This window comes from Paenibacillus piscarius, assembly GCF_022234545.1.
GTDB classification, from domain to species: domain Bacteria; phylum Bacillota; class Bacilli; order Paenibacillales; family Paenibacillaceae; genus Paenibacillus_AQ; species Paenibacillus_AQ piscarius.
In genome coordinates, this window is record NZ_JAIEUI010000002.1 from 144,828 (window position 1) to 170,654 (window position 25,827).

At 52.6% G+C, this 25,827-nt stretch carries 31 protein-coding genes; 8 read left to right on the plus strand and 23 right to left on the minus strand.

The features are described from left to right. Positions 1–370: 370 nt before the first annotated feature. From K1558_RS04290 to K1558_RS04300, 3 genes are read right to left on the minus strand one after another with little or no spacing between them, the layout of a single operon-like run. Positions 371–2,218, minus strand: coding sequence for an ABC transporter ATP-binding protein (locus K1558_RS04290; RefSeq protein WP_238650162.1), 1,848 nt, complete (start codon positions 2,216–2,218; stop codon positions 371–373). Further along, positions 2,199–4,010: an ABC transporter ATP-binding protein gene (locus K1558_RS04295; RefSeq protein WP_238650163.1), complete on the minus strand. Its 1,812-nt coding sequence runs from the start codon at positions 4,008–4,010 to the stop codon at positions 2,199–2,201. The genes K1558_RS04290 and K1558_RS04295 overlap by 20 nt, the downstream gene beginning before the upstream one ends. Positions 4,011–4,028: 18 nt before the next feature. Beyond that, on the minus strand, positions 4,029–4,238 hold the full coding sequence (locus K1558_RS04300; protein ID WP_238650164.1) for a hypothetical protein: 210 nt from the start codon (positions 4,236–4,238) through the stop codon (positions 4,029–4,031). Positions 4,239–4,420: 182 nt separating this feature from the next. Here K1558_RS04300 and K1558_RS04305 point away from each other — a divergent pair, with 182 nt between their 5' ends. Then, complete coding sequence (locus K1558_RS04305) at positions 4,421–4,990, plus strand: thymidine kinase (RefSeq protein WP_238650165.1); 570 nt, start codon at positions 4,421–4,423, stop codon at positions 4,988–4,990. Between the two features lie 82 nt (positions 4,991–5,072). Here the strand turns inward: K1558_RS04305 and K1558_RS04310 are convergent, their stop codons facing one another. The 3 genes from K1558_RS04310 to K1558_RS04320 are packed head-to-tail and all read right to left on the minus strand — an operon-like array spanning position 5,073 to position 6,469. Beyond that, positions 5,073–5,651 (minus strand): hypothetical protein, encoded by a 579-nt coding sequence (locus K1558_RS04310; RefSeq protein ID WP_238650166.1) that lies wholly within the window; start codon positions 5,649–5,651, stop codon positions 5,073–5,075. Between the two features lie 17 nt (positions 5,652–5,668). Then, the gene (locus K1558_RS04315; RefSeq protein WP_238650167.1) at positions 5,669–5,929 is read right to left on the minus strand and encodes a hypothetical protein; all 261 of its coding nucleotides are present in this window, start codon (positions 5,927–5,929) and stop codon (positions 5,669–5,671) included. Between the two features lie 21 nt (positions 5,930–5,950). Next, the gene (locus K1558_RS04320) at positions 5,951–6,469 is read right to left on the minus strand and encodes a DinB family protein (protein ID WP_238650168.1); all 519 of its coding nucleotides are present in this window, start codon (positions 6,467–6,469) and stop codon (positions 5,951–5,953) included. A gap of 786 nt (positions 6,470–7,255) precedes the next feature. Between K1558_RS04320 and K1558_RS33150 the strand changes: the two genes are divergently transcribed. From K1558_RS33150 to K1558_RS04335, 4 genes are all read left to right on the plus strand, one after another. Further along, positions 7,256–7,780 (plus strand): accessory gene regulator ArgB-like protein, encoded by a 525-nt coding sequence (locus K1558_RS33150; protein ID WP_420800401.1) that lies wholly within the window; start codon positions 7,256–7,258, stop codon positions 7,778–7,780. Further along, positions 7,777–7,896, plus strand: coding sequence for a cyclic lactone autoinducer peptide (locus K1558_RS04325; RefSeq protein WP_238650169.1), 120 nt, complete (start codon positions 7,777–7,779; stop codon positions 7,894–7,896). The genes K1558_RS33150 and K1558_RS04325 overlap by 4 nt, the downstream gene beginning before the upstream one ends. A 21-nt stretch (positions 7,897–7,917) precedes the next feature. Then, positions 7,918–8,256, plus strand: a complete 339-nt coding sequence (locus tag K1558_RS04330) for a LytTR family DNA-binding domain-containing protein (RefSeq protein ID WP_238650170.1) — start codon at positions 7,918–7,920, stop codon at positions 8,254–8,256. Positions 8,257–8,481: 225 nt separating this feature from the next. After that, positions 8,482–8,664: a sporulation histidine kinase inhibitor Sda gene (locus K1558_RS04335; protein ID WP_238650171.1), complete on the plus strand. Its 183-nt coding sequence runs from the start codon at positions 8,482–8,484 to the stop codon at positions 8,662–8,664. 173 nt (positions 8,665–8,837) lie between these two features. Here K1558_RS04335 and K1558_RS04340 read toward each other — a convergent pair whose 3' ends face one another. Next, a complete protein-coding gene (locus K1558_RS04340; RefSeq protein ID WP_238650172.1) occupies positions 8,838–9,146 on the minus strand; it encodes a hypothetical protein in 309 nt (102 codons plus the stop codon). 321 nt (positions 9,147–9,467) lie between these two features. Between K1558_RS04340 and K1558_RS04345 the strand changes: the two genes are divergently transcribed. The 3 genes from K1558_RS04345 (at position 9,468) to K1558_RS04355 (ending at position 10,840) form a co-directional block, all read left to right on the plus strand. Then, entirely contained in the window at positions 9,468–9,827 is a 360-nt protein-coding gene (locus K1558_RS04345) for a hypothetical protein (protein WP_238650173.1), read from the plus strand. A 184-nt stretch (positions 9,828–10,011) separates the two neighbouring features. Further along, positions 10,012–10,167: a hypothetical protein gene (locus K1558_RS04350; protein WP_238650174.1), complete on the plus strand. Its 156-nt coding sequence runs from the start codon at positions 10,012–10,014 to the stop codon at positions 10,165–10,167. A gap of 409 nt (positions 10,168–10,576) precedes the next feature. After that, positions 10,577–10,840, plus strand: coding sequence for a hypothetical protein (locus tag K1558_RS04355; RefSeq protein WP_238650175.1), 264 nt, complete (start codon positions 10,577–10,579; stop codon positions 10,838–10,840). Between the two features lie 39 nt (positions 10,841–10,879). On the opposite strand, the gene K1558_RS04360 is transcribed toward K1558_RS04355, so the two are convergent. The 16 genes from K1558_RS04360 to K1558_RS04435 form a co-directional block, all read right to left on the minus strand. Then, on the minus strand, positions 10,880–11,461 hold the full coding sequence (locus tag K1558_RS04360) for a hypothetical protein (protein ID WP_238650176.1): 582 nt from the start codon (positions 11,459–11,461) through the stop codon (positions 10,880–10,882). Positions 11,462–12,343: 882 nt separating this feature from the next. Beyond that, entirely contained in the window at positions 12,344–13,162 is an 819-nt protein-coding gene (gene spo0A, locus K1558_RS04365) for a sporulation transcription factor Spo0A (RefSeq protein WP_238650177.1), read from the minus strand. A 197-nt stretch (positions 13,163–13,359) separates the two neighbouring features. Beyond that, positions 13,360–14,466 carry a SpoIVB peptidase gene (spoIVB, locus tag K1558_RS04370; RefSeq protein ID WP_420800409.1) on the minus strand — a complete coding sequence of 369 codons (1,107 nt, stop codon included), beginning with the start codon at positions 14,464–14,466 and terminating at the stop codon, positions 13,360–13,362. 138 nt (positions 14,467–14,604) lie between these two features. Further along, complete coding sequence (gene recN / locus K1558_RS04375; RefSeq protein ID WP_238650179.1) at positions 14,605–16,332, minus strand: DNA repair protein RecN; 1,728 nt, start codon at positions 16,330–16,332, stop codon at positions 14,605–14,607. Between the two features lie 49 nt (positions 16,333–16,381). Beyond that, on the minus strand, positions 16,382–16,831 hold the full coding sequence (gene ahrC, locus K1558_RS04380) for a transcriptional regulator AhrC/ArgR (RefSeq protein ID WP_238650180.1): 450 nt from the start codon (positions 16,829–16,831) through the stop codon (positions 16,382–16,384). A 32-nt stretch (positions 16,832–16,863) separates the two neighbouring features. Beyond that, positions 16,864–17,340 (minus strand): hypothetical protein, encoded by a 477-nt coding sequence (locus K1558_RS04385; RefSeq protein WP_420800410.1) that lies wholly within the window; start codon positions 17,338–17,340, stop codon positions 16,864–16,866. Between the two features lie 77 nt (positions 17,341–17,417). Next, complete coding sequence (locus tag K1558_RS04390; protein ID WP_238650182.1) at positions 17,418–18,293, minus strand: TlyA family RNA methyltransferase; 876 nt, start codon at positions 18,291–18,293, stop codon at positions 17,418–17,420. A 42-nt stretch (positions 18,294–18,335) separates the two neighbouring features. Beyond that, positions 18,336–20,240 carry a 1-deoxy-D-xylulose-5-phosphate synthase gene (dxs, locus tag K1558_RS04395; protein ID WP_238650183.1) on the minus strand — a complete coding sequence of 635 codons (1,905 nt, stop codon included), beginning with the start codon at positions 20,238–20,240 and terminating at the stop codon, positions 18,336–18,338. A 94-nt stretch (positions 20,241–20,334) separates the two neighbouring features. After that, complete coding sequence (locus tag K1558_RS04400; RefSeq protein ID WP_420800402.1) at positions 20,335–21,282, minus strand: polyprenyl synthetase family protein; 948 nt, start codon at positions 21,280–21,282, stop codon at positions 20,335–20,337. Next, complete coding sequence (xseB, locus tag K1558_RS04405; protein ID WP_238650184.1) at positions 21,269–21,526, minus strand: exodeoxyribonuclease VII small subunit; 258 nt, start codon at positions 21,524–21,526, stop codon at positions 21,269–21,271. Before xseB ends, K1558_RS04400 begins: the two co-directional genes overlap by 14 nt. Next, positions 21,498–22,883 (minus strand): exodeoxyribonuclease VII large subunit, encoded by a 1,386-nt coding sequence (gene xseA / locus K1558_RS04410; protein ID WP_238650185.1) that lies wholly within the window; start codon positions 22,881–22,883, stop codon positions 21,498–21,500. The genes xseB and xseA overlap by 29 nt, the downstream gene beginning before the upstream one ends. 9 nt (positions 22,884–22,892) lie before the next feature. Then, complete coding sequence (gene folD / locus K1558_RS04415) at positions 22,893–23,750, minus strand: bifunctional methylenetetrahydrofolate dehydrogenase/methenyltetrahydrofolate cyclohydrolase FolD (protein ID WP_238650186.1); 858 nt, start codon at positions 23,748–23,750, stop codon at positions 22,893–22,895. Between the two features lie 54 nt (positions 23,751–23,804). Next, positions 23,805–24,254 (minus strand): transcription antitermination factor NusB, encoded by a 450-nt coding sequence (nusB, locus tag K1558_RS04420; RefSeq protein WP_238650187.1) that lies wholly within the window; start codon positions 24,252–24,254, stop codon positions 23,805–23,807. 232 nt (positions 24,255–24,486) lie between these two features. Next, the gene (locus K1558_RS04425; RefSeq protein ID WP_238650188.1) at positions 24,487–24,720 is read right to left on the minus strand and encodes a DUF2273 domain-containing protein; all 234 of its coding nucleotides are present in this window, start codon (positions 24,718–24,720) and stop codon (positions 24,487–24,489) included. Positions 24,721–24,735: 15 nt separating this feature from the next. Then, the gene (gene amaP, locus K1558_RS04430) at positions 24,736–25,275 is read right to left on the minus strand and encodes an alkaline shock response membrane anchor protein AmaP (RefSeq protein WP_238650189.1); all 540 of its coding nucleotides are present in this window, start codon (positions 25,273–25,275) and stop codon (positions 24,736–24,738) included. 71 nt (positions 25,276–25,346) lie between these two features. After that, a complete protein-coding gene (locus K1558_RS04435; RefSeq protein WP_238650190.1) occupies positions 25,347–25,763 on the minus strand; it encodes an Asp23/Gls24 family envelope stress response protein in 417 nt (138 codons plus the stop codon). Positions 25,764–25,827: the final 64 nt, after the last annotated feature.

Consider the following 25,827-nt stretch of genomic DNA (forward strand, 5'->3'; position numbering starts at 1 on the left):
TACAGCAGAATCGGCCCATATCCGGCAGAAATCAGCAGCTAATGTACTTTATACAGCAGAATTCTGCTTAGACCCGCTTTTACCCTCTAATCCGCAAAATCAATTGTACAGAATACAGCAGACTGAGCTTTTTCATTGCAAATCCGGTTTTCTGTTGTACAGACTACAATCACCTTACTTGCATTGGATCAGAACTCCGTCTTCACCGTATCTGAATCCCATCTTTAGCGCATCAAACCGTCTCTAAACCGCCAGCGTACCATCCCTCATCAGACTATATACGACTTTCTTACATTGGACTCCACACATACTGCGTTCCTTCATCCCATCCGCCAATCATCCATATCCAGCAAAGGCTTCAGCCGTTCGTTCACTCACCACCCGCACCCTTGCTCCCCTGCACCAGCTCGCGGTAGAGGCCGCCCTGCTCCAGCAGCTCCTCATGCGAGCCCTGTTGCAGCAGGCGGCCGCCTTCCAGCACCAGGATGCGGTCTGCTGCGCGGATCGTCCCCAGCCGGTGGGCGATGACGAAGCTGGTCCGTCCGCGCATCAGGGTCTGGAGGCCCTCCTGAATTTTAATCTCGGTCACTGTATCGATACTGCTCGTCGCCTCATCCAGCACCAGCATCGACGGATTCGCCAGTATTGCCCGGGCAATGGCCAAAAGCTGCTTCTGGCCCTGGCTGATGCCGCTGCCGTCCACCGACAGCATCCGGTCGTAGCCGTCCTGCAGCCGCATGATGAACGCATGGGCATTGGCCAGCTTCGCGGCCTCCTCGACCTCTTCATCTGTGGCATCCAGTCTGCCGTAGCGGATATTATCGCGGATCGTCCCTTTGAACAGGAAGGAATCCTGCAGCACGAAGGCCATATGGCTGCGCAGGCTCTCCCGGGTAATCGTGGACAGCTCCCGCCCGTCCAGCGTAATGCTGCCCCGGCTCGGATCATAGAAGCGGGACAGCAGGCCGATCAGCGTGGTTTTGCCCGCCCCTGTAGGCCCGACCAGCGCAATCGTTTCTCCGGGCTTCGCCTCGAATGTAATTCCTTGGAGCGTGTCTGCGCCTCCCTCATAAGAGAAAGCGACATCCGTGAACTTGACGGCTCCCTCCACATGCTCCAGCTTGACCGCCGCCCCCTCATCCCGGGCTTCCGTCTCCTCATCCAGTACCTCGAACACCCGCTCGGCACCAGCGATGGCTGACAGCAGCGTGTTCCACTGGTTCGCCAGATCATTCAGCGGACGGGTGAACTGGCGCGCATATTCGGCAAAAGCAATAATAATCCCCACCGTCACCAGCCCGCGGATCGCCAGCAGCCCCCCGACACCGGCCACGATGGCAAAGCTCAGGTTATTCAGTCCGTTCATCAGCTTGGGAATGAAGCCCGAAATCGATTGGGCCCAGTAGCCCGACAGCATAATCCGCGTATTGCGTTCTCTGAACCCGCTGATGACACGCTCCTCCTGCGAAAAGGCCTTGATAATCCGCTGCCCGGACAAGGTCTCTTCGATGAAACCGTTCAGCTCGCCCATATTGCGCTGCCGTTCCTTGAACAGCGGGCCTGTCCGCCGGGTAATCCAGCGCATCCCCAGCATCATCAGCGGCACCACGATGAAGGTCAGCAGCGTCAGCAGCGGGCTGAGCCACAGCATCACACCGACTGTGCCAACCAGCGTCAGAATACTGGAGAAGATCTGAATCGCCGAGCTGTTCAGCGTCGAGCTGATATTCTCAATGTCATTGGTCAGACGGCTCATAATTTCCCCCTGCTGCCTGCGGTTGAAGAAGGAGATCGGCAGGCGGTGCAGGTGGGAGAACAGGTCCGTCCGCATCCGGTAGACTGTCTCCTGGGCTACTTCGATCATCCAGACATTCTGCAGCCAGGAGACCAGGGAATTCACCAGGTAGACCAGTGCGAGCACCAGCAGAAAAATCCCCCAGGTCCGGCCCCCGGCCCCTCCCAGATAATCATCCACGGCGCGGCTGATCAGGTACGGTCCAAGGAGCGCCAGGCCCGAGCTTAACAACACCATGAACAGCACCAGTATCAGCTTGGCTCTGCGCTCGGCGAGATAGTCCCAGATCCGTCTCAGGGTGCCGGACCAGTTCTTCGCCTTAGCTTTTGGCTTCCGGCTGCCCATCGCCCCGAACACCTTGGCTTCGCCAAGCCCTACATCCAGCTTCGGATAACGGAACGGATCAATGAGTGCTTTGAACATGCTGCGCGCCCCCTGTCTGCGATTCATAGATTTTGCGGTAGAGCGCGGACTCTTCCATTAACCGGTCATGCGTCCCCTGCGCAATCAGACATCCCTCATCCAGCAGCAGAATCAGATCGGCCGAAGCCGTCGAGCTGATCTTCTGCGTAATCAGGAAGGTAGTGCAGGACAGCTTCTTCAGTTCAGCCAGCAGCCGCCCCTCGGTCACCGCATCCAGTGCACTGGTGCTGTCGTCCAGAATCAGAATCGCCGGCTTCCGCACCAGCGCCCGCGCAATGCTCAGCCTCTGCTTCTGTCCGCCGGACAGATTGACGCCGCGCTGCCCGAGCTGCGTATCATAACCCTCCGGCAACGCAGCAACGGTCTGATGTATCTGTGCCGCAGCCGCTGCTTGCTCAATATCAGCATCCGTCGCCTGCTCATTCCCCCAGGCGATATTCTCGCGGATCGAGCCGGTGAACAGCAGCACCTCCTGCGGCACATAACCAATCGAGTGGCGCAGCGTCTGGATATCCATCTCCGTATGGCTCTTTCCGTCCACCCGGATCACCCCGCTGCCGCATTCATACAGGCGGGGAATCAGGGTGACCAGCGAGGACTTGCCGGAGCCGGTTGCCCCCATGATGGCTACCCTTTGCCCCGGCTCTACCGTGAAGCTGATATCCTCCAGCACCTTGATATCACTGCCGGGATAGCTGAAGCTCACCTGCTGGAACTCCACCTTGCCTTGAACATCCATCGCATTACGGCCGGTTTCCACATGGTCAGCCGACTTGTTCAGGCTTGGCCGGACACCGCTCTCCTCCTGCACAGGCACTAGACCGTTCCCGCCCGTCAGCTCTCCCGGGCCTTCGCTTGCCGCCAGCACCTCGCCAATCCGCGCGGAAGAAGCACGGGCGCGAGAGAAGCTGATCATAATCCAGGACAGTGCTGATAGCGCTCCCATGGTTCGCAGCGAGTAGTTTATAACGGCGACTGTCTCGCCCAGCGTTGCATCCCCTGTGGAAATCTCAATCCGGCCGAACCATAATACCGCCAGAATCCCCGCATTGACGATGATCATAATGAACGGGGTGGACGTCTCTGTCAGGCGCAGAGCCTTCACCGTCGATCGCATCAGTGTCCCGCTGAATGAGGCGAAGCGGCCGATCTCATGGCCCATGCGCACGAAGACACGAATCAGCCGGATGCCGGTCAGGTTCTCCTGAATCACACCATTTACATCATCGAGCCTGCTCTGCACGGTGCTGAACAGTGCGGAAGCTCTGCGCATCAGCCAGATCATGAAGAACACCAGGAACGGCAGCGTTACCGCTAATAGCAGTCCGAGCTTAACATGCACAACGAGCGCCATAATGACGCTCCCTATAACAACGAGCGGGATACGGGTCATGAAGCGCAGCCCCATGAATATCGTATCCTGCAACTGAGTCACATCGCCGGTCAGCCGTGTAATCAGCGATGAGGTCGGGAAGCGGCTGAAGATCTCATACGTGAAGGACTGCACCTTCTCATACAGACTATCCCGCAGGTCAAATGCAAACCCCTGACTGACATGGGCTGCAAAAAAAGAGCTGAGTATGCCCGCTAGAAACGCTACAGCCGCGCTCCCCACCAGCACACCGCCCCATAACCAGACAACAGCGTTGTCCTGCTGGCGGATGCCTTGATCGATGATTTTGGAGATCAGGAGCGGCTGCGACAGCTCCACCGCCAGCTCAATCAGCATCATGACCAGTGCGGCAATGGCGGCTACCCGATATTTGGTAAGATAAGACAGCGTTAGCTTCATAGAAGTTACCTCGTTTATTTATTCGTAGAGTGCTTCCCGCAGGCGGGTTGACATCGCCGAGCCCTGTCCCGATTTCAGAATCACCCGGCGTAGTGCCTTGTTGCTGCGGTCCAGCTCAGCCAGCCCGGCCAGCATTTCATTTAGTAGCTCCTCCGTCTCCGGGAGCAGCTCCCCCTTCTCCCGAAGCCCGTTTATCCGTTCCTTGTATTGCTCCACCGTCTCTGCCACTTGACCTTACTTCCTTTCTGTTCACTGGATTCTTCTGCTGTAAACACAATTGGGTTTATTATATCACATCCCGGCTACCAGGAAGGATAGCACTGGCTACCGCGGCCCAGAATATGATACTCTAGTAAGGTCGATTTTTGGGCCGTGTAGCAGATAAGCTGAACAGTGAAAGGATAGATGACGTGGCACAGTTATTTTTCAAGTATGGGGCAATGAACAGCGGCAAATCCATTGAGATTCTCAAGGTTGCCCATAATTATGAGGAGCAGGGCAAGTCCGTGCTGCTCTTCACGCCTTCCATCGATAACCGGGATGAAGTGGGATATATCTCCTCCCGGATCGGACTGCGCAAGCAGGCCATTCCAATTGATGAGAATACAGATATGTACAGCATCGTCAAAAATAGTCTGCCGAAGCCCCACTGCGTCCTGATCGACGAATGCCAGTTCCTGAGCAAGGACTGCATTCTCCAGCTAGTGCGGATTGTGGACGAGCTGGGTATCCCGGTGATGGCCTTCGGTCTGAAGAATGATTTCCAGAACAATCTGTTCGAGGGCAGCAAATATATGCTCATCTACGCCGACAAGATTGAGGAGATGAAGACCATCTGCTGGTTCTGCGAACGCAAAGCGATCATGGCGCTGCGGGTCGAGAACGGCAAGCCCGTCTACAGCGGCAAGCAGATTCAGATCGGCGGCAATGAAGCGTATTACCCGGTCTGCCGCAAATGCCACAAGAACCCGCCTTTATAACATACCCGCTCCGGGAATAGCAAAACGCATTTCGGCCTTAAGAAAGGCTGAAATGCGTTTTTTCATAACCACTAGCTTCGGATCAATACAGAATCTCAATCTGCTTATATTCCTTCACAGGTTCAGTACTTATGAAGACATCCGGTCCTGTATCACAGGTCACAAGCGCATTCAGCGTGTTCAGCTCATAATACCATTCTCCCGTATCCTGATAGAGATATCTGCCGTTATATGAGATTCTGCCATATTCATTGGGACCCAATCCAAAGGCCCGCTCACTCAAAGGATTATACCGCTGGTCATACCGGACGGGCTTGCCTCCCTTCTTGGAGTAGTGATAACTGAACTGGTATTCCCGTTCATTCTTGTCCACTTTGACGCAGCCTATGATCCAAGACTCAGCCCCGGCCTCCAGGATGACGCTCTTATTTTGAACAACCTCGAAGCCTGTCTTATTCTGCGCAATCACTATATGATGGAAGGGAAGACCATAGGACAAATCGTAAGTAAAAATGGTGTCCGGCAGAGTAAAGTTAGCCTTGTAATTATTGCGCGCAGTTGAAAAAGGAGCCCCCCTCACTTCCTTCTCCCACCTGATCGTCATGAATTGCAGGAGCAATCTCTCATCGTTCCGGCGGCCTTTATGCCAGTTCTTGTGCATATTTCATCCACCTTTATTCAAGACTTATGAATTGCCCCAAGTGCCCGGTGCTCATCCTCTTTGCGCACGAACACGTCATGCTGTAGCGTAATCTTACCGCCGAAGTTAGCCCGCTGGGTTACCGCCTTCATTCCGCCGTTAATCCGCGAACGGTGCGGGATGCCTGCTTCCGCCAGGCGGCTTTTGACCCTGAAATATTGGCTCTGGTCGAAAGTCGTATATACCAAGCTCCGTTCCCGCGGGACAAAAAAGTGCCAGATGCCTCTCATCCAGCCCATCTGCATCCCCTCCTCTTATGTTTAGTTCAGATACCGCTCCTGAAGAATCCGCTGATGATGCAGCTCATGTCCGATAATCACGCAGAGCTGCGACCGCACTGACATGGCAACGCCGCCGAAGTTCCCTTTACGGGTATACGCTTCTTTCGGCAGGCTATCCACCAGCGCAAGAGTGGATTCCCTGACGATCCGGTAATGTGTAATCATCTCCTGCAGCGTGAAGCGGTCGAAGCTGCCGGCAGCCACATAGTCATTCTGTTCATAGCCTGGCAGTGGCGCTTGTTCTCCCCGGGTGAAGCAGAGCAGGCGGTATGACATAATGCGGTCATTATCCGTGAGGTGCCCGATGATCTCCTTGATGCTCCATTTGCCGGGGGCGTAGCGGTACGCTCCTTGCTCTTCGGTAAGCCCGTTGAACAGCTCCAGCATCGCCTGGGTCTGCTCGCGCAGCATCACCCTCATCTCGCCTTCCGGCGGCACCAGTTTGACATAAGTCCACTGAAATTCATTATACTCTTCCCTCGATGGACGCTGATTCATGGTAAAAACCCCTCTCTCATACATTTTTCAAGAAAAATTTGCCGGATTGTGTCAAAACCTGTTGTTGGAACTTATCCTATTATGTATAATATCACCAGGATTACAGATTTGTTAATCGATTCTTCGGGAGTGTACGCATGTTGGATTTTGTGCTGTATATGGCGTTTTCCATTCTGGAAACATCGGCAATGTTTTATTTAGCTTTCAAAGTTTTTAAGATTGACGTATATCCCACAGAAATAGTGTTCGCTGGCACGATTATGGCGTTTGTATCTTACGTCCTACGCAACGATTATAATATGGTACTAACAGACGTATTCGTTCAATATCTGTTAACCTTCTTCTTTTTTTGGCTTTTATTCAAGATCCATATATTCTATGCTGCGATAATGACTGGTTTGGCCTATTTATCGTATATGCTCATTCAATCCACATGTTATTTTATAATAAATTCAACATTTTTATATTCAGTTAGGCCTCCATTTATGGTATTAAGCGTTTATGTTCTACAATCGATTTCTGTTCTTATAACTTGCTCTATCGGTTTTTATATTGGTAAAACTAGAAAAGGTTTTGATTTTGTTCCTGATAAGCAAAACTTTAAAATCAAGATAGCACATCGTGAAATCAAAATTTTCCTTTTAAGCGCACCCTCCATATTATTTGTAATACTAATGATGATTTTAACACAAAAATACTCTCAATTTTTCTTCCTGATACCTGTAATAAATGCTATTCTCCTGTATGCATACCTATATCTTTCATACAAAAAGGATCGAACCCAAAATGAATTCATTAGCTAACAGAATCGCCGTCAGTATCAAAGAGGCAAACCCTGAAGAGACTCATTCTGTTGAAGTTATGGAATACTCCTTGGGCATTATATTGAATACACTCTTAATTATAGTATGTACTGCCATCATTGGTTTATTTCTGGGCCATTTTGCAGAATGTACGGCCTTTCTTTTTTGCTTCTGCATCCTGCGCCTCAGTTCCGGCGGCTTTCATCTGAAAACAGCCTTGGCATGTAACATAGTCACAACCTTATTAAGTACTATTTTGCCCACATTCGTTACTTTATCGACTTCAGCACTCTGGATTGCTAATATACTTAGTTTGATCATAATCATTACTTTCGCTCCAAACCCAGACAAGAATGCGAGAATCCCTGCTTCGATATATCCTTTATTGAAGTTGGTTTCTATAGCAATTGTGTTATCCAATTTCTTTCTGCACTCAGCTGTGATCGGATTGGCATTTCTGATCCAATCCTTAACAGTCATCCCTTGGACAAGGAGGAGAACTCAGTGAAAAGAGTACTAGCAAAACAGGCTTCTGCCGTTCTTGCCGGATCTGCCCGCTTCTTTGTTTCAATTATGAAGCCGATGATTCACAGCCCACAAGCGCCAAAAGAATTACGCAAGTAATTACACAAGGATGGGGAATACATGCGTGTCTTACTAAACGACGGCTCATCCCGCTGTATTACGGATGAGGAAATATTGTATTTCTCAAACTACAAGAATACAATATTCGTCCATACGAAAGAAGGCGAATTTGTTCTCCCCACCACTCTTTCCGATTTGTATGCAGCATACGGGAGCTCAGGCTTTGAACGTCTTGACCGCAGCAATGTAGTGAACATTGGCAATATTGACGGTTATGATCCGGAACGGAAGATTGTTCTGTTCAATCAAGGGGAACAATTTGCAACGGTATCTGAATCCAATGAACCACGTGTCCGAAGATTTCTGGCCTCACGGAAGAATGAAACTCCATCATCCTAGGATCATAGAAATATCCCGGCGCCTATCGGCCCGGGATATTTCTATTTTTCAGCAGAAACAAACTGACTAATAATCATTACATAACATCCAACTTATGTCAATAAAAATTCAGAGGGCGAATACCAGCAGACGGATTAAATTCCAGATGGTACCATTTACATAGACGATTATCCCTAGGGCACTTGAATCTGCTCTATCCATTTTACCCCTGATGGAGGAATCTCTATGGAAACCTACTTTCATCCTTCTTCGCGCCCTTCTACACTTGAATTATTGTCGGATGAACAATTAATCAGTATTTATGAATTGGCGCTGGAAGCCAAGGCTTCACCCGATTTTATTCAGATCATCAGGAATGTCCTTACCGTGAGGAACTTATCAGACACAGACTACCATTATGATGCCTGAGCAGCGGGCCCCTTCTTTTTAGCGCGTTTTAGTACATTGAACCGGTGACCGGGGCAATGTACTTTTTTTTCGTGTCTTCCAAAAAGATTATAACCAGCCGTCCAGACGGCAATAAGCCATCCTCTACATCATATGCGAGGATGGCTTTTCCCTGCGGGTTCACATAGCAAGGTTTATTCCACAATTTCGGTCTTGAACACATTCTCCAGCTTGCCGCCAAGCCGCTTCTTCAGCGGAACCTTGATATCGCGTCCCAGCTCCTTGAAGAAGGTGTCAGCATCGCATTTCACATTCTGGGCAATCGCCACAACCGCCCCGTCCCCTACGATGTTCTGATTGACTTCATGCGGAATATCCACTTCGATATCGTACTTTTTGGTCAGCGTCTTGATGTATCGTGCAAAAATCTCCAGCAGCTCGTCATTGTTGAAATTCTCGATGGCAGCTTTTCCTTTGCTGGTGAACTTCATATTAATTCTCATCGGTGGTATCCCCTTTTCTGTCTAACCATATGTTAGGTTGTTATGGATCAAGATGAATAGATGGCTGCAAGAAAGGGCAACATTATCCATTTCCAAGGGGCTCCGGCGGAACAACCCTCTTCCTTTATCATAACACAGGAGATTACATTGTGTTTCAGATTACCTGCGGTTTGTGTAAATTCTTCGCATCCGCTGTAAAGTTCTGGTTCTATTTTACATAAATGTGAGCCTATCCATTCTGATTTCCTTATTCTCTCATATCCTGTCCATTCTTATCCGATAAACAACATGTAACATAAAACCACATCTGGAGGAATGATCATGTCTTACACAATGGAAGTCAATGCAGCCAAAAATCAGGTGGTTGTCAAGGCATATGGCCTTACCGAAAGCGATGTCCCCTCATACATAAACGATTTTGAGAACGCCCTGAAGCAATTGAAGCCGGGATTCACCGGCGTTACCGATGTCACCGGCTCCCCTACGGTTCTCTCGCCCGAAGTAGCCGCCATGCTCGCCCCCACCGGTGACCGCGCTGTGGAAGCCGGCGTCGGCGGCTGGGCCTACGTTGCCGACTCTCCCGTCTGGAAAATGCAAATGAAACGCCTCTTCGGCAATTTTGCCGTCCATTTCCCTACATACGAAGAAGCCGATGCTTATTTGAATAGCTTGTCTAAATAAGCAAGGTGGACCCGGGCTGAAGGCGAATCTGTTGGCCGAACCAAACCCATTAATGCTTAAAAGCTGCGTGAGATTTATTCTCCGCAGCTTTTTTATGTAAATAATATAATTTTTAACATATAACACTTCTCATCCGATAACGCTCATAGTATAGTTTTAGTTGTAAGGGAAGGAGGTGATTCCCTTGGAGACATGGCAAAAGCTTTCAGTCATCATTGCTGTACTTTCCTTCATTCGTCTGCTCATCAAAGACCTTGCTGAAATTAAGGACAAACGTAAGAAAGTACGCAAAAAGAAAACGTCTAAGACTTCCGCAAAAAGTCGTAGACGCAAGCCCTAGGCCTCCATCAGCCTGATGATATTGAACGGAACGGACACAACACCGTTCCCCTTTTTCCCTTACAGTTTACATTAACGCATTGCATATAGTCAATATAAAGTGGCAATTCATTTAGCCCAATATATTTGAAAGGAAGTATAATTAATGCATAAATCTAAACGTGAAGGCGCTTTGCGTTTATCAATATTCATCATCATGATACCTTTGATTTTTGTTGTTCAATCCAATCCTTATTATATAGCTATTATCTCATTTGTTGCTCTGTATTCGCTTTTAACAGGTATTTACAGACTCACACGCAAGTCATGACCACAGATGAGGCTGCAACACATTCCCAATGAGGGCGGTCTGCTCAACTGGTTGCTATTCCTGAAAAGTGAAGATACAACAAACTGGGAGGTGTTTAAGGGTGAATGAACCCGCTTTGAGTAAAGCGATGACCGTACTGGAATACTTGAGCCAGGATGCAGAAGCACGGCGTATATACGAAATGAGACAAAAAGTTCTGCACGATGAAGCTTCCATGTTGGAAGGTGCCCGGGCAGAAGGAGAGTCTGTTGGCTTGACCAAAGTTGCCCTGAACATGATCAACAAAGGTATGGATTTTACGACCATAGCAGAGCTAACGGGGCTTTCCATTGAGCAATTGAGCAAACTCAAACAAACACATTAATGCCCAAAAGCTGCGTGAGATTCGATCTCCGCAGCTTTTTTAAGTTCGATTACTTTCATTATCTTTTTCTGAATCATAAATTATTTTTCCTGATTCATTAAAAACCTCTATTTTTCTCGGATTATTATCTTTGGCTTTCCTTTTTCCTTTCTCTTTAGTAATAATAAAAGCAGAAGTGGAACTATTTTCTTTATTAACTTCTTTAAAATTTCCTTCATGAAAATGAATTTTTAATTTATACATTTCATTTATTATTTTTTTATCATTAATAAAAACAACAGAATAATAAAGGCCTGCATTTGACCCCATTGTAAAGATCCTATCCGGCATCATTCTAACGAATTGCGATTTGCGGTAATCCAATTCACCATCCTTGTTTGAGGCTTCGATTACTCCCACTTCATCTTCACTTTTATAAGGCAAAATCGTAATTGATGCTCCATCAGCCGTAAGATTTTTAATTCCTAGAATCTCAATCTTTTCTTTCTCTATAATCTCCACAATCTCTTCGTTAGTAACGTGTACATACTCCCCACTCTTCAAATGTATAGGAAGTATCCAAATTCCTATAACTATCATCATTACAACAATCAACAAGACAGCAGTACCTTTTTTCTTCAATAGGCTTCCCTCACATTGTTTTAATAATCTCTATAAACAATCATATAAAATTAAAATAAATTTGTAAACATCTTCCTCTAACAACAATTTGAAATCTAATTTGTCAGAGCATAATCACCCTGCGAGTGAAGAATACTGATGCCTTCTCACACTGGCCCAGCATTGTTGTACTTTTTGCAGGATTCCTCTGATAAATGTTACTGGCTACGGTACATTGTTGCATCATTTGCATAAATTTTGGTGGTTAGAGTAAGTTAACGCTGGAGTTGTTGCATTTCGTGCATGATTTCAGCACAGGTCGCTCTGACCGGGCTGCACTGTTGCACATTTAGCAGGATTTTTCTAATACGCAGCGCCAAATGTGTTCGGTTTTTCGATTACATTTGCTCCACATGCCTACGCAGCGCCAAATGTGATCGGTTTTTCGATTACATTTGCCCACGATGCCCGCGCAGCGCGAAATGTGATCGGTTTTTCGATTACATTTGCTCCACGTGCCTCAGCCGCGCCAAATGTGATCGGTTTTTCGATTACATTTGCCCACGATGCCCGAGCCGCGCCAAATGTGATCGGTTTTTCGATTACATTTGCTCCACGGGCCCACGCAGTGCCAAATGTGATCGGTTTTTCGATTACATTGAGCCCACGGGCCCACGCAGTGCCAAATGTGATCGGTTTTTCGATTACATTTGCTCCACGGGCCCACGCAGTGCCAAATGTGATCGGTTCCACATACATCCAGCCTGTGTCCAGTGAAACAAAATACCACTTGCTGCCGGGTACTACGCTCTCCCCTTAGCAAGTGGTATGTATTGATAGGCTATGCAGTATTTACGGCCTCAAACCTACTGTATCCCTTCACGTATCCTGATCCTTACCCTTTCAAGACACCTTATGCTCGATGCGCAGCTTGTCGGCGACCATGGCGATAAATTCCGAATTCGTCGGCTTCGATTTGGAGATATTAATCGTGTAGCCGAATAAGTGGGAGATGCTGTCGATGTTGCCACGGGTCCAGGCGACTTCGATGGCGTGGCGGATGGCCCGCTCTACGCGCGAAGGCGTTGTCTTGAATTTCTCGGCAATGGCCGGGTACAGCGTCTTCGTGATGGCGCCCAGAATTTCGATGTTGTTGTAGACCATGGTTATGGCTTCACGCAGGTACTGATAACCCTTAATATGGGCAGGGACGCCGATCTCATGAATGATGGAGGTGATATTGGCATCCAGATTCTTGCCTTTGGACAGCGGTACCACATTACTGGAAGATCTGGAAGCGGAATAGCCGGTCATGCTGGAGGAAGTGCTCATGCTGCCCTGGGTGCCGACAAGCTGACGCACTCGGTTGGCCAGCACCTCCATATCGAAGGGCTTCAGAATATAATAAGACGCTCCCAGCTGAACAGCGCGCTGAGTGATGTTCTCCTGGCCGAAGGCGGTCAGCATGATAATCTTCGGCTGCGGGTTCAGGTCCATATCGCGCAGGCGCTCCAGGACGCCAAGGCCGTCCAGATGAGGCATGATGATATCCAGAATAAGAACATCGGGGATTTTGCGGGCTCCGCTGAGCATCTGAAGCACCTCTTCCCCGTTATAGGCGATACCTGTTACAGTCATATCCTCTTGTTCTGTAATGTACTCAGCAAGCAAGTTCGTGAACTCCCTGTTATCATCGGCCAACAACACTTCAATATTCTGCACTGGCTGCTTCCTCCTTATTTATACGCTATTCACAACATCATAATCATCTTCTCTCCCTATAACTTTCGACATCAGGTTTAAATATCCTTCTGTCGAAAATTATTTTTCTTTATTTTTTTTCGGGGTTGATTTATAATTAAATATTTTATTTCAAGTTTCGATGTTAATCGCTGCCCTTCGACAAAAAAATCTTAAGGCTAAACCGCCTTAAGATTGTATTGCTGCTCCTGCTGATGATGAACCACTCCAGAGTCACGCAGCATCCACTCGATGAAGCAGCCGTAACCGGACTTAGGATCATTGACGAATACATGGGTGACTGCACCTATCAGGCGGCCGTTCTGGACGATCGGGCTTCCGCTCATCCCTTGAACGATCCCGCCGGTCTTATCCAGCAGACGGGGATCGGTAATGCGCAGTACCATGCCTTTAGTCGCTGGCGTCTCCTGACGGGCAACATGGATAATCTCCACATTGAAGCGCTCCACTTGCTGACCGTCAACGACAGTGAGAATCTGTGCCGGACCTTCCTTGACTTCAGTGCTCATAGCAACCGGAATTGGCTCCTGGTACAGGCTATGCTCCGGGTTACGGGACATTTTGCCGAAGATGCCGAAATCGGTATTACTCTCCACATTGCCGAGCACCTGGCTCTCCTTCAGGAAATGGGCACGCTTCTCCCCGGGATCGCCGTCCTGGCTTTTGGAGATGGAGGTGACACTGGACTGCACGATATGGCCGCTGCCGACGACAATGGGCGTTCCGGTATTCATGTCGGTAATGACATGCCCAAGTGCCCCGTAGACCCCCTGCTTCGGCGCATAGAACGTTAGAGTCCCTACCCCTGCTGCGGAATCACGGATGTAGAGCCCCAGCCGCCACACCTTGTCTGTACGGTCATAAGCCGGCTTCAGGCGGGCTGTGTGCTCTTTGCCGCCGCGTTTGTACACAATGCTTAACGAATCATTGCTCCGGCCGGCCTGTTCCACAAGCTTGGCCACCTTAGATACCTCGTCCAGCTTCACGCCATTCATGGAGATCATCAGATCGCCTGGCATAAGCCCGCTGTTCTCGCCTGGTGAAATCTTGGATTGCCCTGAGACTTGGATAAGATGATGGCCTACAACCAGCACGCCTGCCGACTTCACCTTCACGCCGATGGTTTGTCCGCCGGGAATGACCTTCAGCTCGCCTGTCCCCTGTGCCGCCTGAAGCGGCCGGTATTCCAGTGGTGCTGCGCTACTGTGTGAGGCTCCTGTTATGCCGGAGACACTGAGAAAGAAGGCAAAAATAAGTCCGGGCATTAACTTCCTGAGGTTAGGCTTCAATGGCTGTCACGCTCCCCTTTGCTTCTTTCGCTTGACGAAAAAGGTGGTCGCCAATTGCGTACCTATAAGATAACCTTGCCCCCAGGCTTTTATTACTGTCAATCATTGTCCCGCTTAGCTTACGGCAGCCTTGCTGGCCTCGGCCAGACCGAGCATTTCCTGTGCATGATGCAGAGTTTTCTCGGTGATTTCCACCCCGCCCAGCATCCGGGCCAGCTCCATCACCCGTCCTTCATCCGAGAGCGAATTCACCTCGGTCATGGTGCGGCCGTCCTCGACCTTCTTGACGATCAAATACTGATGATCTGCCATGCAGGCCACCTGCGGCAGGTGGGTAATGGAGAATACCTGGCAGGTGAACGACAGCTTGTACAGCTTATCGGCAATCGACTGGGCTGCGCGCCCGCTGACCCCGGTATCCACTTCATCGAACACAAGGACAGGAATGGCATCATGCCTTGCAAAAATACTCTTCATCGCCAGCATAATCCGCGACAGCTCACCACCGGAGGCGATTTTGCCCAGCGGCCGCAGCGGCTCGCCCGGGTTCGGGGAGATCATGAATTCAGCACTGTCGATCCCCTGCCGGGTCAGCCGGTAGCGCCGGTCCTCATATTCAATCCCGCGCGGGTCCTCCAGAAGCTCCATCTTCACCTGAAGCGAGGTCCGCTCCATCTGCAGGTCCTTCAATTCCCCTTCTACCTGAGCCGCCAGATCCGTCGCACACTGTCTCCGCGCCCCGGTGAGGGCTTTTGCTGCCTTCATAAGTGTAACCAGCAAGCCATCCCGTTTGACCGTTAGTTTGGCAATATATTCGTCCTTGTTCTCCAGGAGATCGGTCTCATGCTCAATCTTCCGGTAATATTCCAGAATCTGCTCCACGCTGTCGCCGTATTTGCGCTTCAAGCCGGTAATCAGATCAAGCCGGTTCTCAATATCCTCCAGACGCCCAGGGTTGAATTCGATCTCTTCCCGGTAATCCCTTAGCTGAAAGGCCGCATCCTCCAGCTGATAATACGCCGACTGCAGCTGCTCGTACACCGCTCGAAGCCCCTTCTCATCATAACGGACCGCATCCTCCAGTCTGGAGATCACCTTGCCGATGGATTCCAGCCCCTGCCTGTCGTACAGCTGCTCATATGCACCGGATACGGAATCCATCATTTTCTCGCTGTGGGATAGTTTTACCCGTTCTTCGGCAAGTAATTCATCTTCTCCCGGTTTAAGTGCCGCCTGTGAAATTTCCTCCAGCTGAAAACGGTACATATCCAGCATTTGATAGGCCTTCTGGCTGGAATCCTGCAGCTCCCGCAATTCATTCTCCACCTTGGCGAAGGCGGTATACTTCTCCTGATAGTCCGCTTTGAGCGGCCCGATGACAGCTTCACCATAGGTATCCAGCAGCCCCAGATGGCGCTCAGCCTTCAGCAGGCTCTGATGCTCATGCTGCCCGTGGATATTCACCAGCTGCTCCCCGATTTCACGCAGCATACTCAAATTCACCATCTGGCCGTTCACACGCGAGGTGCTTTTACCCTGGGAGGTAATCTCCCGGCGGATCACCAGATGCTCCTCCCGGTCTGCCCCGATACCCAGACGCTCCAGAGTCTCCCATACCGGGTGGCTGACCGGCAGGCTAAAGAGCGCTTCCATTTCGGCCTTATCGCAGCCATAGCGGATAGAGTCCGCTGAACCGCGGCCACCGGCAATGAGGGCGAGGGCATCGATAATAATGGATTTCCCTGCGCCGGTCTCCCCGGTAAGCACATGAAATCCCGGATAAAAATGCACATCCACCGCTTCAACCACGGCCAGATTGCGTATAGACAATGTCTCTAACACGAATTCAGCACCTCCGACAAGATGATCGCTTCCCGACCCATGATCAGGCTTATGAAATATAACCCATAATCTGTGAAATGACGTCCTTGCTGTTCTCCGGCTGGCGGCAGATAATGAGGATCGTATCATCACCTGAGATGGTTCCCATAATCTGCGGCCAGTCGATATTATCAATCAGAGCCGCCACGGAATTCGCCGTGCCGGGCAGACATTTCATCACGACCAGGTTCCCGGAATGATCAATATTCACAAAATTATCCACCAGCACCCGCTTCAGCTTCTGCGTCGGATTATACCGCTGGTCTGTAGGCAGCGAATACTTGTAGCGCCCGTCATCCATCGGCACCTTAATCAGCAGCAGCTCCTTGATATCACGGGATACAGTGGCCTGTGTCACCTGAAATCCGGCTTCACGCAGTGCCTCCACCAGATCATCCTGGGTTTCGATTTCCTTTTGCGAGATAATTTCTCTAATCTTAATATGCCTGTGTCCCTTCATTGTTGCCTCCCGTATATATGTTGTGCTTGCCCTTAACCCGATTCCCCGTCGTCCCTGCCGAATTCAATCACATGCAGCCTGGAATTCACCGTATCCACATATAGGACCCCGCTGCAGTCCGGATAGATCAGCAGATAAGGAAGCAGGGTATCGCGGAGCCCGCTGCCGGTGAACTCAAGCTCCTTGCGGGGGCGGGACAGGATCACCAGATAGAAGCGCTCCTCATCCTTAACGGCCACATAGTCAATGAACAGCCGGCTGTACATGGGTGCCCCGTCCACTTGAAAAGCCAGCGGAATCTTCAGCTTCCCCCCGACCACCTCATACCCGGCATCCTCCAGGAGCCTGATGGACGGATGAGGCTGGATCATCTTATTCAGCGGTACCCGGTCCCGGATGAAGGAGCGCGGGGAGCTTTGCAGCCAAACGTAGATTCTGTAAATGATAAAGATCGCCGCCGCCAGGCCCATCAGAGCCACAACGGCCTTATCTGAGCTTGCCACTCCCATCACCTCGGTGACTCTATTCGCGCGGGGAGAGGCGAAATCCTGCTAACACAGAAGCTTATATTTGCAGCAAAAGAAACTCATCGCTTCGATGAGTTCCCATGGTTCGCAGCGCTAAAGGTTGCATTCGCTTCCTTAATGACCGAGTCGGCCAGCGCGGCAAAAGGATTCGGCTGTGCTTCAGCCCCTGAGCCCTGCAGGTCCGCAGCTTCCGGCAGGAGCCTCCAGTGTGCCAGAAATTCGATATTACCTTCTCCGCCGGTAATCGGCGAATACGTCAAGCCTGCGAGGCTATAACCAAGCTCAGCTGCCATCGTCAGCACATTTACCAGCACCTCACGGTGTACGGAGGATTCGCGGACGACGCCGGACTTGCCAACCTTCTCCCGGCCGGCTTCGAACTGCGGCTTAATCAGTGCAGCAATATCAGCCGGACGGCCCAGCAGCGCCATCAGCGGCGGCAGAATAATCTTCAGTGATATGAAGGATACATCAATGCTGGCGAAATCGGGAACCGGCCCCTTCAGATCAGGCGGGGTCATGTACCGGAAGTTGGTCTGTTCCATTACAGTGACACGCTCATCATTCCGCAGGCTCCAGTCGAGCTGGTTATGGCCCACATCGATTGCGTAGACATGGCTAGCCCCGTGCTGGAGCGCACAATCGGTGAACCCCCCCGTGGAGGAGCCGATGTCCAGCATATTGCGCCCGGTCATGTCGATGCCGAACTGCTTTAACGCCTTCTCCAGCTTCAGACCGCCGCGGCTGACATAGGGGTGGACCGCGCCTTTGACCCGCAAGGCCGAGCTGCGCAGCACCTTCATACCCGGCTTCTCAATCCGCTCCTCATTCGCCAGCACAAGTCCGGCCATGATTGCAGCCTTGGCCTTCTCCCGGCTGTCGTAGAAGCCTTGCTCTACTAACAATACATCAATTCTTTCCTTAGGGTGTTCCATGTTCATCTCCCGATCACTTCGGTCCGGCTCCCATCCTGGCTGTCAGGAGGTGGAAGTTGACTTATAGGTAAAAGTTCTTAACGCCATCATGGCCTTCATCTGCGCACAGAGCGCTTCGGCGGTAAGTCCGGTCTGCTGGCGCTGCTCTTTGATAGAGCCATGCTCCACGAAGAGGTCTGGCACGCCCATCAGGTGGACATGCGCATCGTAGATTTCATGCTCCGCATAGAATTCGAGTACTGCACTGCCAAGGCTTCCGGCCTGGCTGGCTTCCTCCAGCACCACCATCTGGGTTCCAGCACGGCCCAGGTCCAGCAGCATGCTGTTGTCGAGCGGCTTCAGGAAACGGGCGTTCACGACACCGATCTGAATGCCTTCACGCTTTAGCAGCTCTGCGGCTTCTTCTGCCACCTGTACCATCGGTCCGCAGGCCAGCACAGCATAATCGTCGCCGGGGCGCAGGCGCTCCCAGGTACCGATCGGCAGGCTGTGCAGCTCCGCATCCAACGAGACTCCGGTACCGTTAATCCGCGGATACCGGTAAGCAATCGGGCCGTCATTATAATCGAGCGCCGTCTTCATCATATGGCGCAGTTCATTCTCATCCTTCGGCATCATAAGGACCATATTCGGGATATGGCGCATGAACGCAATGTCATACACCCCCTGATGGGTCTCCCCGTCGGCGCCTACGAAGCCTGCCCGGTCAATGGCGAACATGACATTGGCATTATGACGGCAGATGTCATGGACAATCTGGTCATAGGCCCGCTGCATGAAGGTGGAGTACACGGCGAAGACCGGCTTCATCCCCTCCATCGCCAGCGCCGCACACAAGGTGGCGGCATGCTGCTCGGCAATCCCGACATCAATCATCCGACCAGGGAATTCCTTGGCGAACGGGAACAGCCCCGAGCCGCCCGGCATGGCCGGCGTTACCGCAACCAGCCGCTCATCCTGATGGCCCAGCTCAATCAGCGTCTGTCCGAAGACTTCGGTGTACATTGGATTGCCCACGGCCTTCAATACCTGGCCGGATTCAATTTTGTAAGGTGAAATCCCATGCCACTTATACGAATCTACCTCGGCTGGCTTGTAGCCCTTGCCTTTGGTCGTAAGCACATGCACCAGTACCGGACCGGACACATTATCCGCCTGATGGAAGGTATCGATCATCTTCTCCAGATCATGGCCGTCCACCGGTCCCAGATACGTGAATCCGAGCTCCTCGAACAGCACGCCGGGAACCAGCATGTTCTTGAGGCCGTCCTTCACATTCTGAGCGGTCTTCGCCAGACGTCCGCCAATGGCCGGAATCTTCTTGAGCAGTCCTTCCACCTCATCCTTAGCCCGCAGGTAATGGCGGTCGGAGCGGATCTTGCTAAGATAGTTATGCATCGCCCCGACATTCGGTGCAATGGACATCTCATTGTCATTCAGAATGACCATTAGCTTGCGGCGTTCATGCCCGATATGGTTCAGCGCTTCAAAGGCCATGCCCCCGGTCAGGGCACCGTCGCCGATCACAGCTATCACTTTATTGTCTTCCCCTTTGAAGTCACGCGCCATGGCCATCCCCATAGCCGCAGACAGGGAGGTGCTGCTGTGTCCGGCTTCCCAGACATCATGCTCGCTCTCATTCCGCTTAACGAAGCCGCAGAGTCCTCCCTGCTTGCGCAGTGAGTCGAAGCGGTCCTGGCGGCCGGTCAGTATTTTGTGGACATACGCCTGATGGCCTACGTCAAATATCATTTTGTCCCGTGGGCTGTCATAACAGTAGTGCAGGGCCAGCGTGAGCTCCACAACTCCCAGATTGGATGCGAGATGCCCCCCTGTGACAGACAGCTTCTCCACGAGGAACTGCCGGATCTCCTCCGCTAACGCAGTGAGTTCCCCGATTGATAAAGATTTGAGCTCCTGAGGATCATTGATTTGTGGAAGCAGCACGAGTATTCCCCGCTTTCCTAGATGTTGTAAAATATAAACCCCATTATAACACAAACGAAACGGCTGTCGAAACACAGCCGTTCCCGAAACTCATTTAGTGATCGCGTCTCATCAGATAATCGGCAATTTCCAGCAGCCGCTGCGGGTCCTGAAATCCGCCATCCAGGACCATGCGGCGCGCTTCCTCCGTCAGCCGCTCGACCTCTTGGCGCGAAGCGTCAAGACCGATGAAATAAGGATAGGTTACCTTCTGCTGCTTGATGTCGCTGCCGGTACTCTTGCCCAGCTTGCTCTCGTCGCCGACCAGATCCAGAATGTCGTCCTGAATCTGAAAGGCCAGACCGATCCGCGTGCCGAACCCGCGCAGCGCCTCCAGCTGGCCCGCCGAAGCACCGGCGATTCTTCCGCCCGCCAGCAGCGAGAAGATGATCAGATCGCCGGTCTTGTGCAGATGAATGTACTGAAGCTGCTCCAGGCCCGTCATGCCCTGCTCGCCTTCCATATCGGCGACCTGTCCGCCGACCATCCCGCGCGGGCCGGCCATCTCCGCCAGCTCCTCCACGATGGACAGCACTTGCTCTGCTGCTACACCGTGCTTGCGGGAGGCTTGTACCACGCTGTAGAAGGCGTGGGTCAGGAGGGCGTCTCCAGCCAGGATTGCCGCTGCTTCACCGAAGACCTTATGATTAGTCGGCTTGCCGCGGCGGAAATCATCGTTATCCATCGCCGGCAGATCGTCATGAATGAGCGAATACGTATGGACCATCTCAATCGCTGCAGCAACAGGCAGCGCCGCCTCACGGCTGCCGCCAAGCGCTTCGCAGGCGGCAATGACGAGCAGCGGTCTCAGGCGCTTGCCGCCGGCCTGCAGCGAGTAATCCATCGCCTCTCTCAGTGCCTGAGGCACGCTCCACTCCGCCGGCATCACTGACGCCAGCGCACCGGCTATCAGGTCGCCAACCCCGGCGATGTACTGCTCCAGCGGTTCACGCCCGGAAGCTTCTGCCATGCCGCCCGCCCCGCCAACCTCAGAACGGCTCATCGTTATCGCCTTCCAGCCGGGCGCCGAACGGCTTCTTGCGCAGCTCGCCATCCTCCGCTGTAATCATCTCGATCTTGCGCTCCACCTGCTCCAGCTTGCTGCCGCAGACCTGCGAGAGCTTCATGCCCTGCTGGAACAGATCAATTGCCTTCTCCAGAGGAACATCGCCATGCTCCAGCTCACGCACGATTTCCTCCAGACGCTCCATGGCGCCTTCAAAATCCAGTTCCGCTTCCTTCGTCATCCGTTACGCCCTCCTCCTTCATGCCCCATACGTGGCAGTTCAGCTGTCCGTCATTAAGCTTTATGTTCACGATGTCGCCGAGCTCAACTTCCTTCAGCGATTTGATTACATGCTGTTCCTTCTCGTCATACACGAGGCTGTAGCCCCGTGACATGACCTTGAGCGGGCTGAGCGCGTCCAGATGACGCAGCTCGGACCCGAACCGCGCACGCTTACTCTGAAGCTGCGCCTGCATGGCACCGGACAGCTCACGGGTGAGGCTGTCCGCAGCGCGGCGCGCCGCGCTGATGCTGCTCAGCGGGTGGAAGCGCTGCAGGCTCTGGTGCAGCACCGCGCTGCGCCCCTGCGCGCGGCTGAGCCTGGCCTCGGCGGCGCGGAGCAGGGCCGCGCGCAGCATGTCCAGCCGCTGCGCGTGCTGGGCCAGCTGCCGGCGCGGGCCGGCCAGCGCCAGCGAGCGCTGCAGCGCCGCCAGGCGCTCGCCGCCGCGCTGCGAGCGGCGCAGCAGGCCCTGGCGCAGCCGCTGCCGGGCGATGCGCAGCTGCCCGGCCAGCTCGGCTGCGCTCGGCACGGCGAGCTCCGCCGCGGCCGTAGGGGTCGCCGCCCGCAGATCGGCGGCGAAATCGGCGATCGTGAAGTCGGTCTCATGACCGACGGCCGAGATCACCGGAATCCGGGAAGCGGCAATCGCCCGGGCGACCGCTTCTTCATTGAAGGCCCACAGCTCCTCCAGGGAGCCGCCGCCGCGCCCGACGATCAGTACGTCGGCCTCGCCCATGGCGTTCAGATTCTCGATCGCCTGGACAATGGACGGACCTGCGCCCTTGCCCTGAACGAGCACAGGGTAGAGCACCACCGCTACCTGCGGATAGCGGCGCTGCAGTGTGATGATAATATCGCGCACAGCCGCGCCGCTCGGCGAGGTCACCACACCGATACAGCGCGGGAAGCGCGGCAGCGGACGCTTGCGCTCTGCGGCGAATAGTCCTTCCTTCTCCAGCTTGGCCTTGAGCTGTTCATAGGCCAGATACAGGCTGCCGATGCCATCGGGCTGCATATGGGTGGCGTAGAACTGATATTGCCCGTCCCGTTCATAGACGGTCACATTGCCCCTGGCAATGACCTTGGTCCCTTCCTTCGGCACAAACGGCAACCGCGCGTTATGGGAAGCGAACATGATCGCCTTGATCCGGCTGCTCTCATCCTTCAGCGTGAAATACATATGTCCGCTGCCGTGATGGGTGAAGTTCGAGATTTCCCCGCGAATCCATACATCGGAGAGCAGGGCATCCGAATCCAGCTTCATACGGATGTACTTATTAAGCTCCTTGATGGAGTAGATCTGCCGCTCCGCAGCCATAAGCCTGTCCTATTCCAAACCGCGCAGGCGTTTGGCTGCGGTCAGCGTATTGCTCATCAGCATCGTGATGGTCATCGGTCCGACCCCGCCCGGCACTGGAGTGATGTACCCGGCAACCTCGCGGGCACTCTGATAATCCACATCCCCGGCCAGCTTGCCGGTATCCAGCCGGTTCATGCCGACATCGATCACTACCGCACCCGGCTTCACGAAGGAAGCATCGATGAAGTTGGCCCGGCCGATGGCAACAACCAGAATATCTGCCTGGCGGCAGAGCTCAGCCATATTGGCCGTGCGTGAATGGCACATGGTCACGGTAGCATTCTCCCGCTGGAGCAGCAGGGAGACCGGCTTGCCGACAATATTGCTGCGGCCGATAACCACCGCATGCTTGCCGGAGATCTCGGTGCCTGTCCGCTTAATCAGTTCGATCACACCGGCAGGTGTACAAGGAAGCAGGCTGTCATCGCCGATGACCAGGTTCCCTACATTGACCGGATGGAAGCCGTCCACATCCTTCTCCACAGAGATGGCGTCAATCACCGCCTTCTCCTCAATATGCTTCGGAAGCGGCAATTGCACCAGAATGCCGTGGATATCCTCACGGCTGTTCAGCTCGGCCACCAGTGCCAGCAGCTCCGCCTGGGTAGTAGCGGCATCCAGCCGGTGCACCTCCGAGTGGAAGCCCAGCTCAATACAGGATTTCTCCTTGTTGCGTACATAGACCTGGGAAGCCGGATCTTCGCCGACCAGAACAACAGCCAGACCGGGCTTCACGCCGCGCTCTGCAAGCTCTGCAACCTCCCGGGCAATTCCCTTCCGAATGTCGTCCGATACCTGTTTACCGCTGATAACCGCTGCTGTCATAGTAAGTCTCTCCCCTTTGATCTATTTAAGTGTATATGAAAATAATGCTTAATCTTACCGTTCAGCCCGAAGCTTGTCCACATCCTGAATCAGCTTGCCCAGCACGCCGTTCACGAATTTGCCGGAATCCTCTGTACCGAAATGCTTCGCCAGATCAATCGCTTCATTCACCGCAACCTTGGCCGGCACATCGCTGGCGAAGATCATCTCGAAGGTCGCCAGGCGCAGAATCTGACGGTCCACGCGGGACAGACGGCTCATCTGCCAGCCCTTGAGATAATGCTCCAGCATATCGTCGATTGCCATTTTGTGCTCCCATACCCCGTTCACATGCTCCACCACATACGTCTTCAGCTCATGCTCATCGGTGATGACGCGCTCGGTTTCGTTCTCATCGGCCGCCTCTTCAATCAGCATATCCACCGCCTCGGTAACCTCAACATCATTCATTTCCATCTGATACAGGCTCTGGACAATAATCTCTCTCGCTAAACGTCTTTTCATTTGGTTCCTCCTACGAACGTTCTTCATATATTGATGTTACATTCTTAAATCTTATCCTACTCCGGCCCCAAAATAACCCCACAAAGTGGAGCTTTAGCGCAGGTGATTACTCAGGTACTTTGCGGGGACCCCAAACATATAAATTCTATCAAAAAACCGCGCAGCCTCTCTTCCGCAGGTCAGCAACTCAAAGTAACGGGTTCCAGGCTTCCGGGAGAAAGACTATCGCGGTTCATTTGAAGGGACGCCAGCGCCCGGACAGCCGCTCGATCAGCTCCTGCCACTGAAACAGGGGAGGCTGCGCGGTATCCTTGCGTTTGCCAAGCGTATATCCGATGAACACTACCAGTGCAAAGAACAGCATATCCCAAAACCCGCTAATCAGATAAATCAATCCGAGAAAGACACCGAAGGCCACTCCGGTAATTCTACCCCCGTGACTTTCCCATATTGCTCTCCAGGACATAAGGGAAACTCACCTCTATTCCACTCGACTTTTGAAGCTAGGCGACTGTGTAAGGTTCGCTATATACACAGACACATCAGCAACCGGAATCCCGGTTGTCTCCTGCACGAAATCATGCACACCCCGCTGAACCTCCGTAGTCAGCAGAGGCAGGGAATGCTCCCCGTCCACAACGGCACGGATCATAATCTCAAGCCCCGCCTGAGAGACGCGGATGCGCGATTTCAGGTCACGGATGCCCTTCACCCTGCCTGCCGCCTTGAGGCTCAGGTTCTCAATAGTCTCCATCGAGATCTGAATATCCCCGTACTCCGTACGCTGGTCCACTGAAGGCAGAGATGCGCGGTCGCGGCGCAGGGAGATGTAGAAGAAGCGGATGCTGAGCAGGAACAGAATTACCGCTACTGTGATCGAAGCGATATAGACCGCCGGTCCGTCCTGAAGCTCATACTCATCCGGGATTACACCGCTCAAGAGGAGGATGGCTATAACAGATAGTATTCCAATACTTAAGCTGTAGAGGAACAGCAGAAGCCTGTCCAGAATTTTGGCCACGAGTCTCACAACCTCCTTAAATTAAGGTAAACCCTCGACGTACTGTCGGGGGTTTATGGGGGGCGAACGCTTTACTTCACGCGGGTAACCGCTTCAATATCTTCGCTCTTGTCAACACTGGTATTGCTCTTGAACTGCACATCATGAATGTGCACGTTCACTTCCACGACCGTCAGACCCGTCATCGTCTCAATGGAACGCTTAACATTACGCTGAATCTCGCCGGCCACTTCAGGGAGACGGTTGCCGTATTCAATAATCACGGACACATCGACTGCCGCCTCGCGCTGGCCCACCTCAACCTTAACTCCCTTGGACAAATTCTTGCGTCCCAGCAGCTCCACGATTCCGCCGGCGAAACCGCCGCTCATTCCGGCTACTCCTTTGACCTCCACGGTCGCCAAGCCGGCGATCACCTCGATCACCTCAGGAGCGATCTGGATCTCACCAATTTCGGTACGTTCATATTCTGTCGGCAATGTACTCATTTCGGACTTCACACCTTTCCAGCAAAAAGATAATTGGGCGCTTCAAGCGGACAGCACGTCTCTT

Excerpts from the sequence above, each read along its gene's own strand:
- K1558_RS04290 (WP_238650162.1), bottom strand. The coding sequence starts at position 2,218 with ATGTTCAAAGCACTCATTGATCCGTTCCGTTATCCGAAGCTGGATGTA.
- K1558_RS04295 (WP_238650163.1), bottom strand. The coding sequence starts at position 4,010 with ATGAAGCTAACGCTGTCTTATCTTACCAAATATCGGGTAGCCGCCATT.
- K1558_RS04310 (WP_238650166.1), bottom strand. The coding sequence starts at position 5,651 with ATGCACAAGAACTGGCATAAAGGCCGCCGGAACGATGAGAGATTGCTC.
- K1558_RS04315 (WP_238650167.1), bottom strand. The coding sequence starts at position 5,929 with ATGGGCTGGATGAGAGGCATCTGGCACTTTTTTGTCCCGCGGGAACGG.
- K1558_RS04320 (WP_238650168.1), bottom strand. The coding sequence starts at position 6,469 with ATGAATCAGCGTCCATCGAGGGAAGAGTATAATGAATTTCAGTGGACT.
- K1558_RS33150 (WP_420800401.1), top strand. The coding sequence starts at position 7,256 with ATGAATTCATTAGCTAACAGAATCGCCGTCAGTATCAAAGAGGCAAAC.
- K1558_RS04330 (WP_238650170.1), top strand. The coding sequence starts at position 7,918 with ATGCGTGTCTTACTAAACGACGGCTCATCCCGCTGTATTACGGATGAG.
- K1558_RS04335 (WP_238650171.1), top strand. The coding sequence starts at position 8,482 with ATGGAAACCTACTTTCATCCTTCTTCGCGCCCTTCTACACTTGAATTA.
- K1558_RS04340 (WP_238650172.1), bottom strand. The coding sequence starts at position 9,146 with ATGAGAATTAATATGAAGTTCACCAGCAAAGGAAAAGCTGCCATCGAG.
- K1558_RS04345 (WP_238650173.1), top strand. The coding sequence starts at position 9,468 with ATGTCTTACACAATGGAAGTCAATGCAGCCAAAAATCAGGTGGTTGTC.
- spoIVB (WP_420800409.1), bottom strand. The coding sequence starts at position 14,466 with ATGCCCGGACTTATTTTTGCCTTCTTTCTCAGTGTCTCCGGCATAACA.
- ahrC (WP_238650180.1), bottom strand. The coding sequence starts at position 16,831 with ATGAAGGGACACAGGCATATTAAGATTAGAGAAATTATCTCGCAAAAG.
- K1558_RS04385 (WP_420800410.1), bottom strand. The coding sequence starts at position 17,340 with ATGGGAGTGGCAAGCTCAGATAAGGCCGTTGTGGCTCTGATGGGCCTG.
- K1558_RS04390 (WP_238650182.1), bottom strand. The coding sequence starts at position 18,293 with ATGGAACACCCTAAGGAAAGAATTGATGTATTGTTAGTAGAGCAAGGC.
- K1558_RS04400 (WP_420800402.1), bottom strand. The coding sequence starts at position 21,282 with ATGAGCCGTTCTGAGGTTGGCGGGGCGGGCGGCATGGCAGAAGCTTCC.
- xseB (WP_238650184.1), bottom strand. The coding sequence starts at position 21,526 with ATGACGAAGGAAGCGGAACTGGATTTTGAAGGCGCCATGGAGCGTCTG.
- xseA (WP_238650185.1), bottom strand. The coding sequence starts at position 22,883 with ATGGCTGCGGAGCGGCAGATCTACTCCATCAAGGAGCTTAATAAGTAC.
- folD (WP_238650186.1), bottom strand. The coding sequence starts at position 23,750 with ATGACAGCAGCGGTTATCAGCGGTAAACAGGTATCGGACGACATTCGG.
- nusB (WP_238650187.1), bottom strand. The coding sequence starts at position 24,254 with ATGAAAAGACGTTTAGCGAGAGAGATTATTGTCCAGAGCCTGTATCAG.
- K1558_RS04425 (WP_238650188.1), bottom strand. The coding sequence starts at position 24,720 with ATGTCCTGGAGAGCAATATGGGAAAGTCACGGGGGTAGAATTACCGGA.
- K1558_RS04435 (WP_238650190.1), bottom strand. The coding sequence starts at position 25,763 with ATGAGTACATTGCCGACAGAATATGAACGTACCGAAATTGGTGAGATC.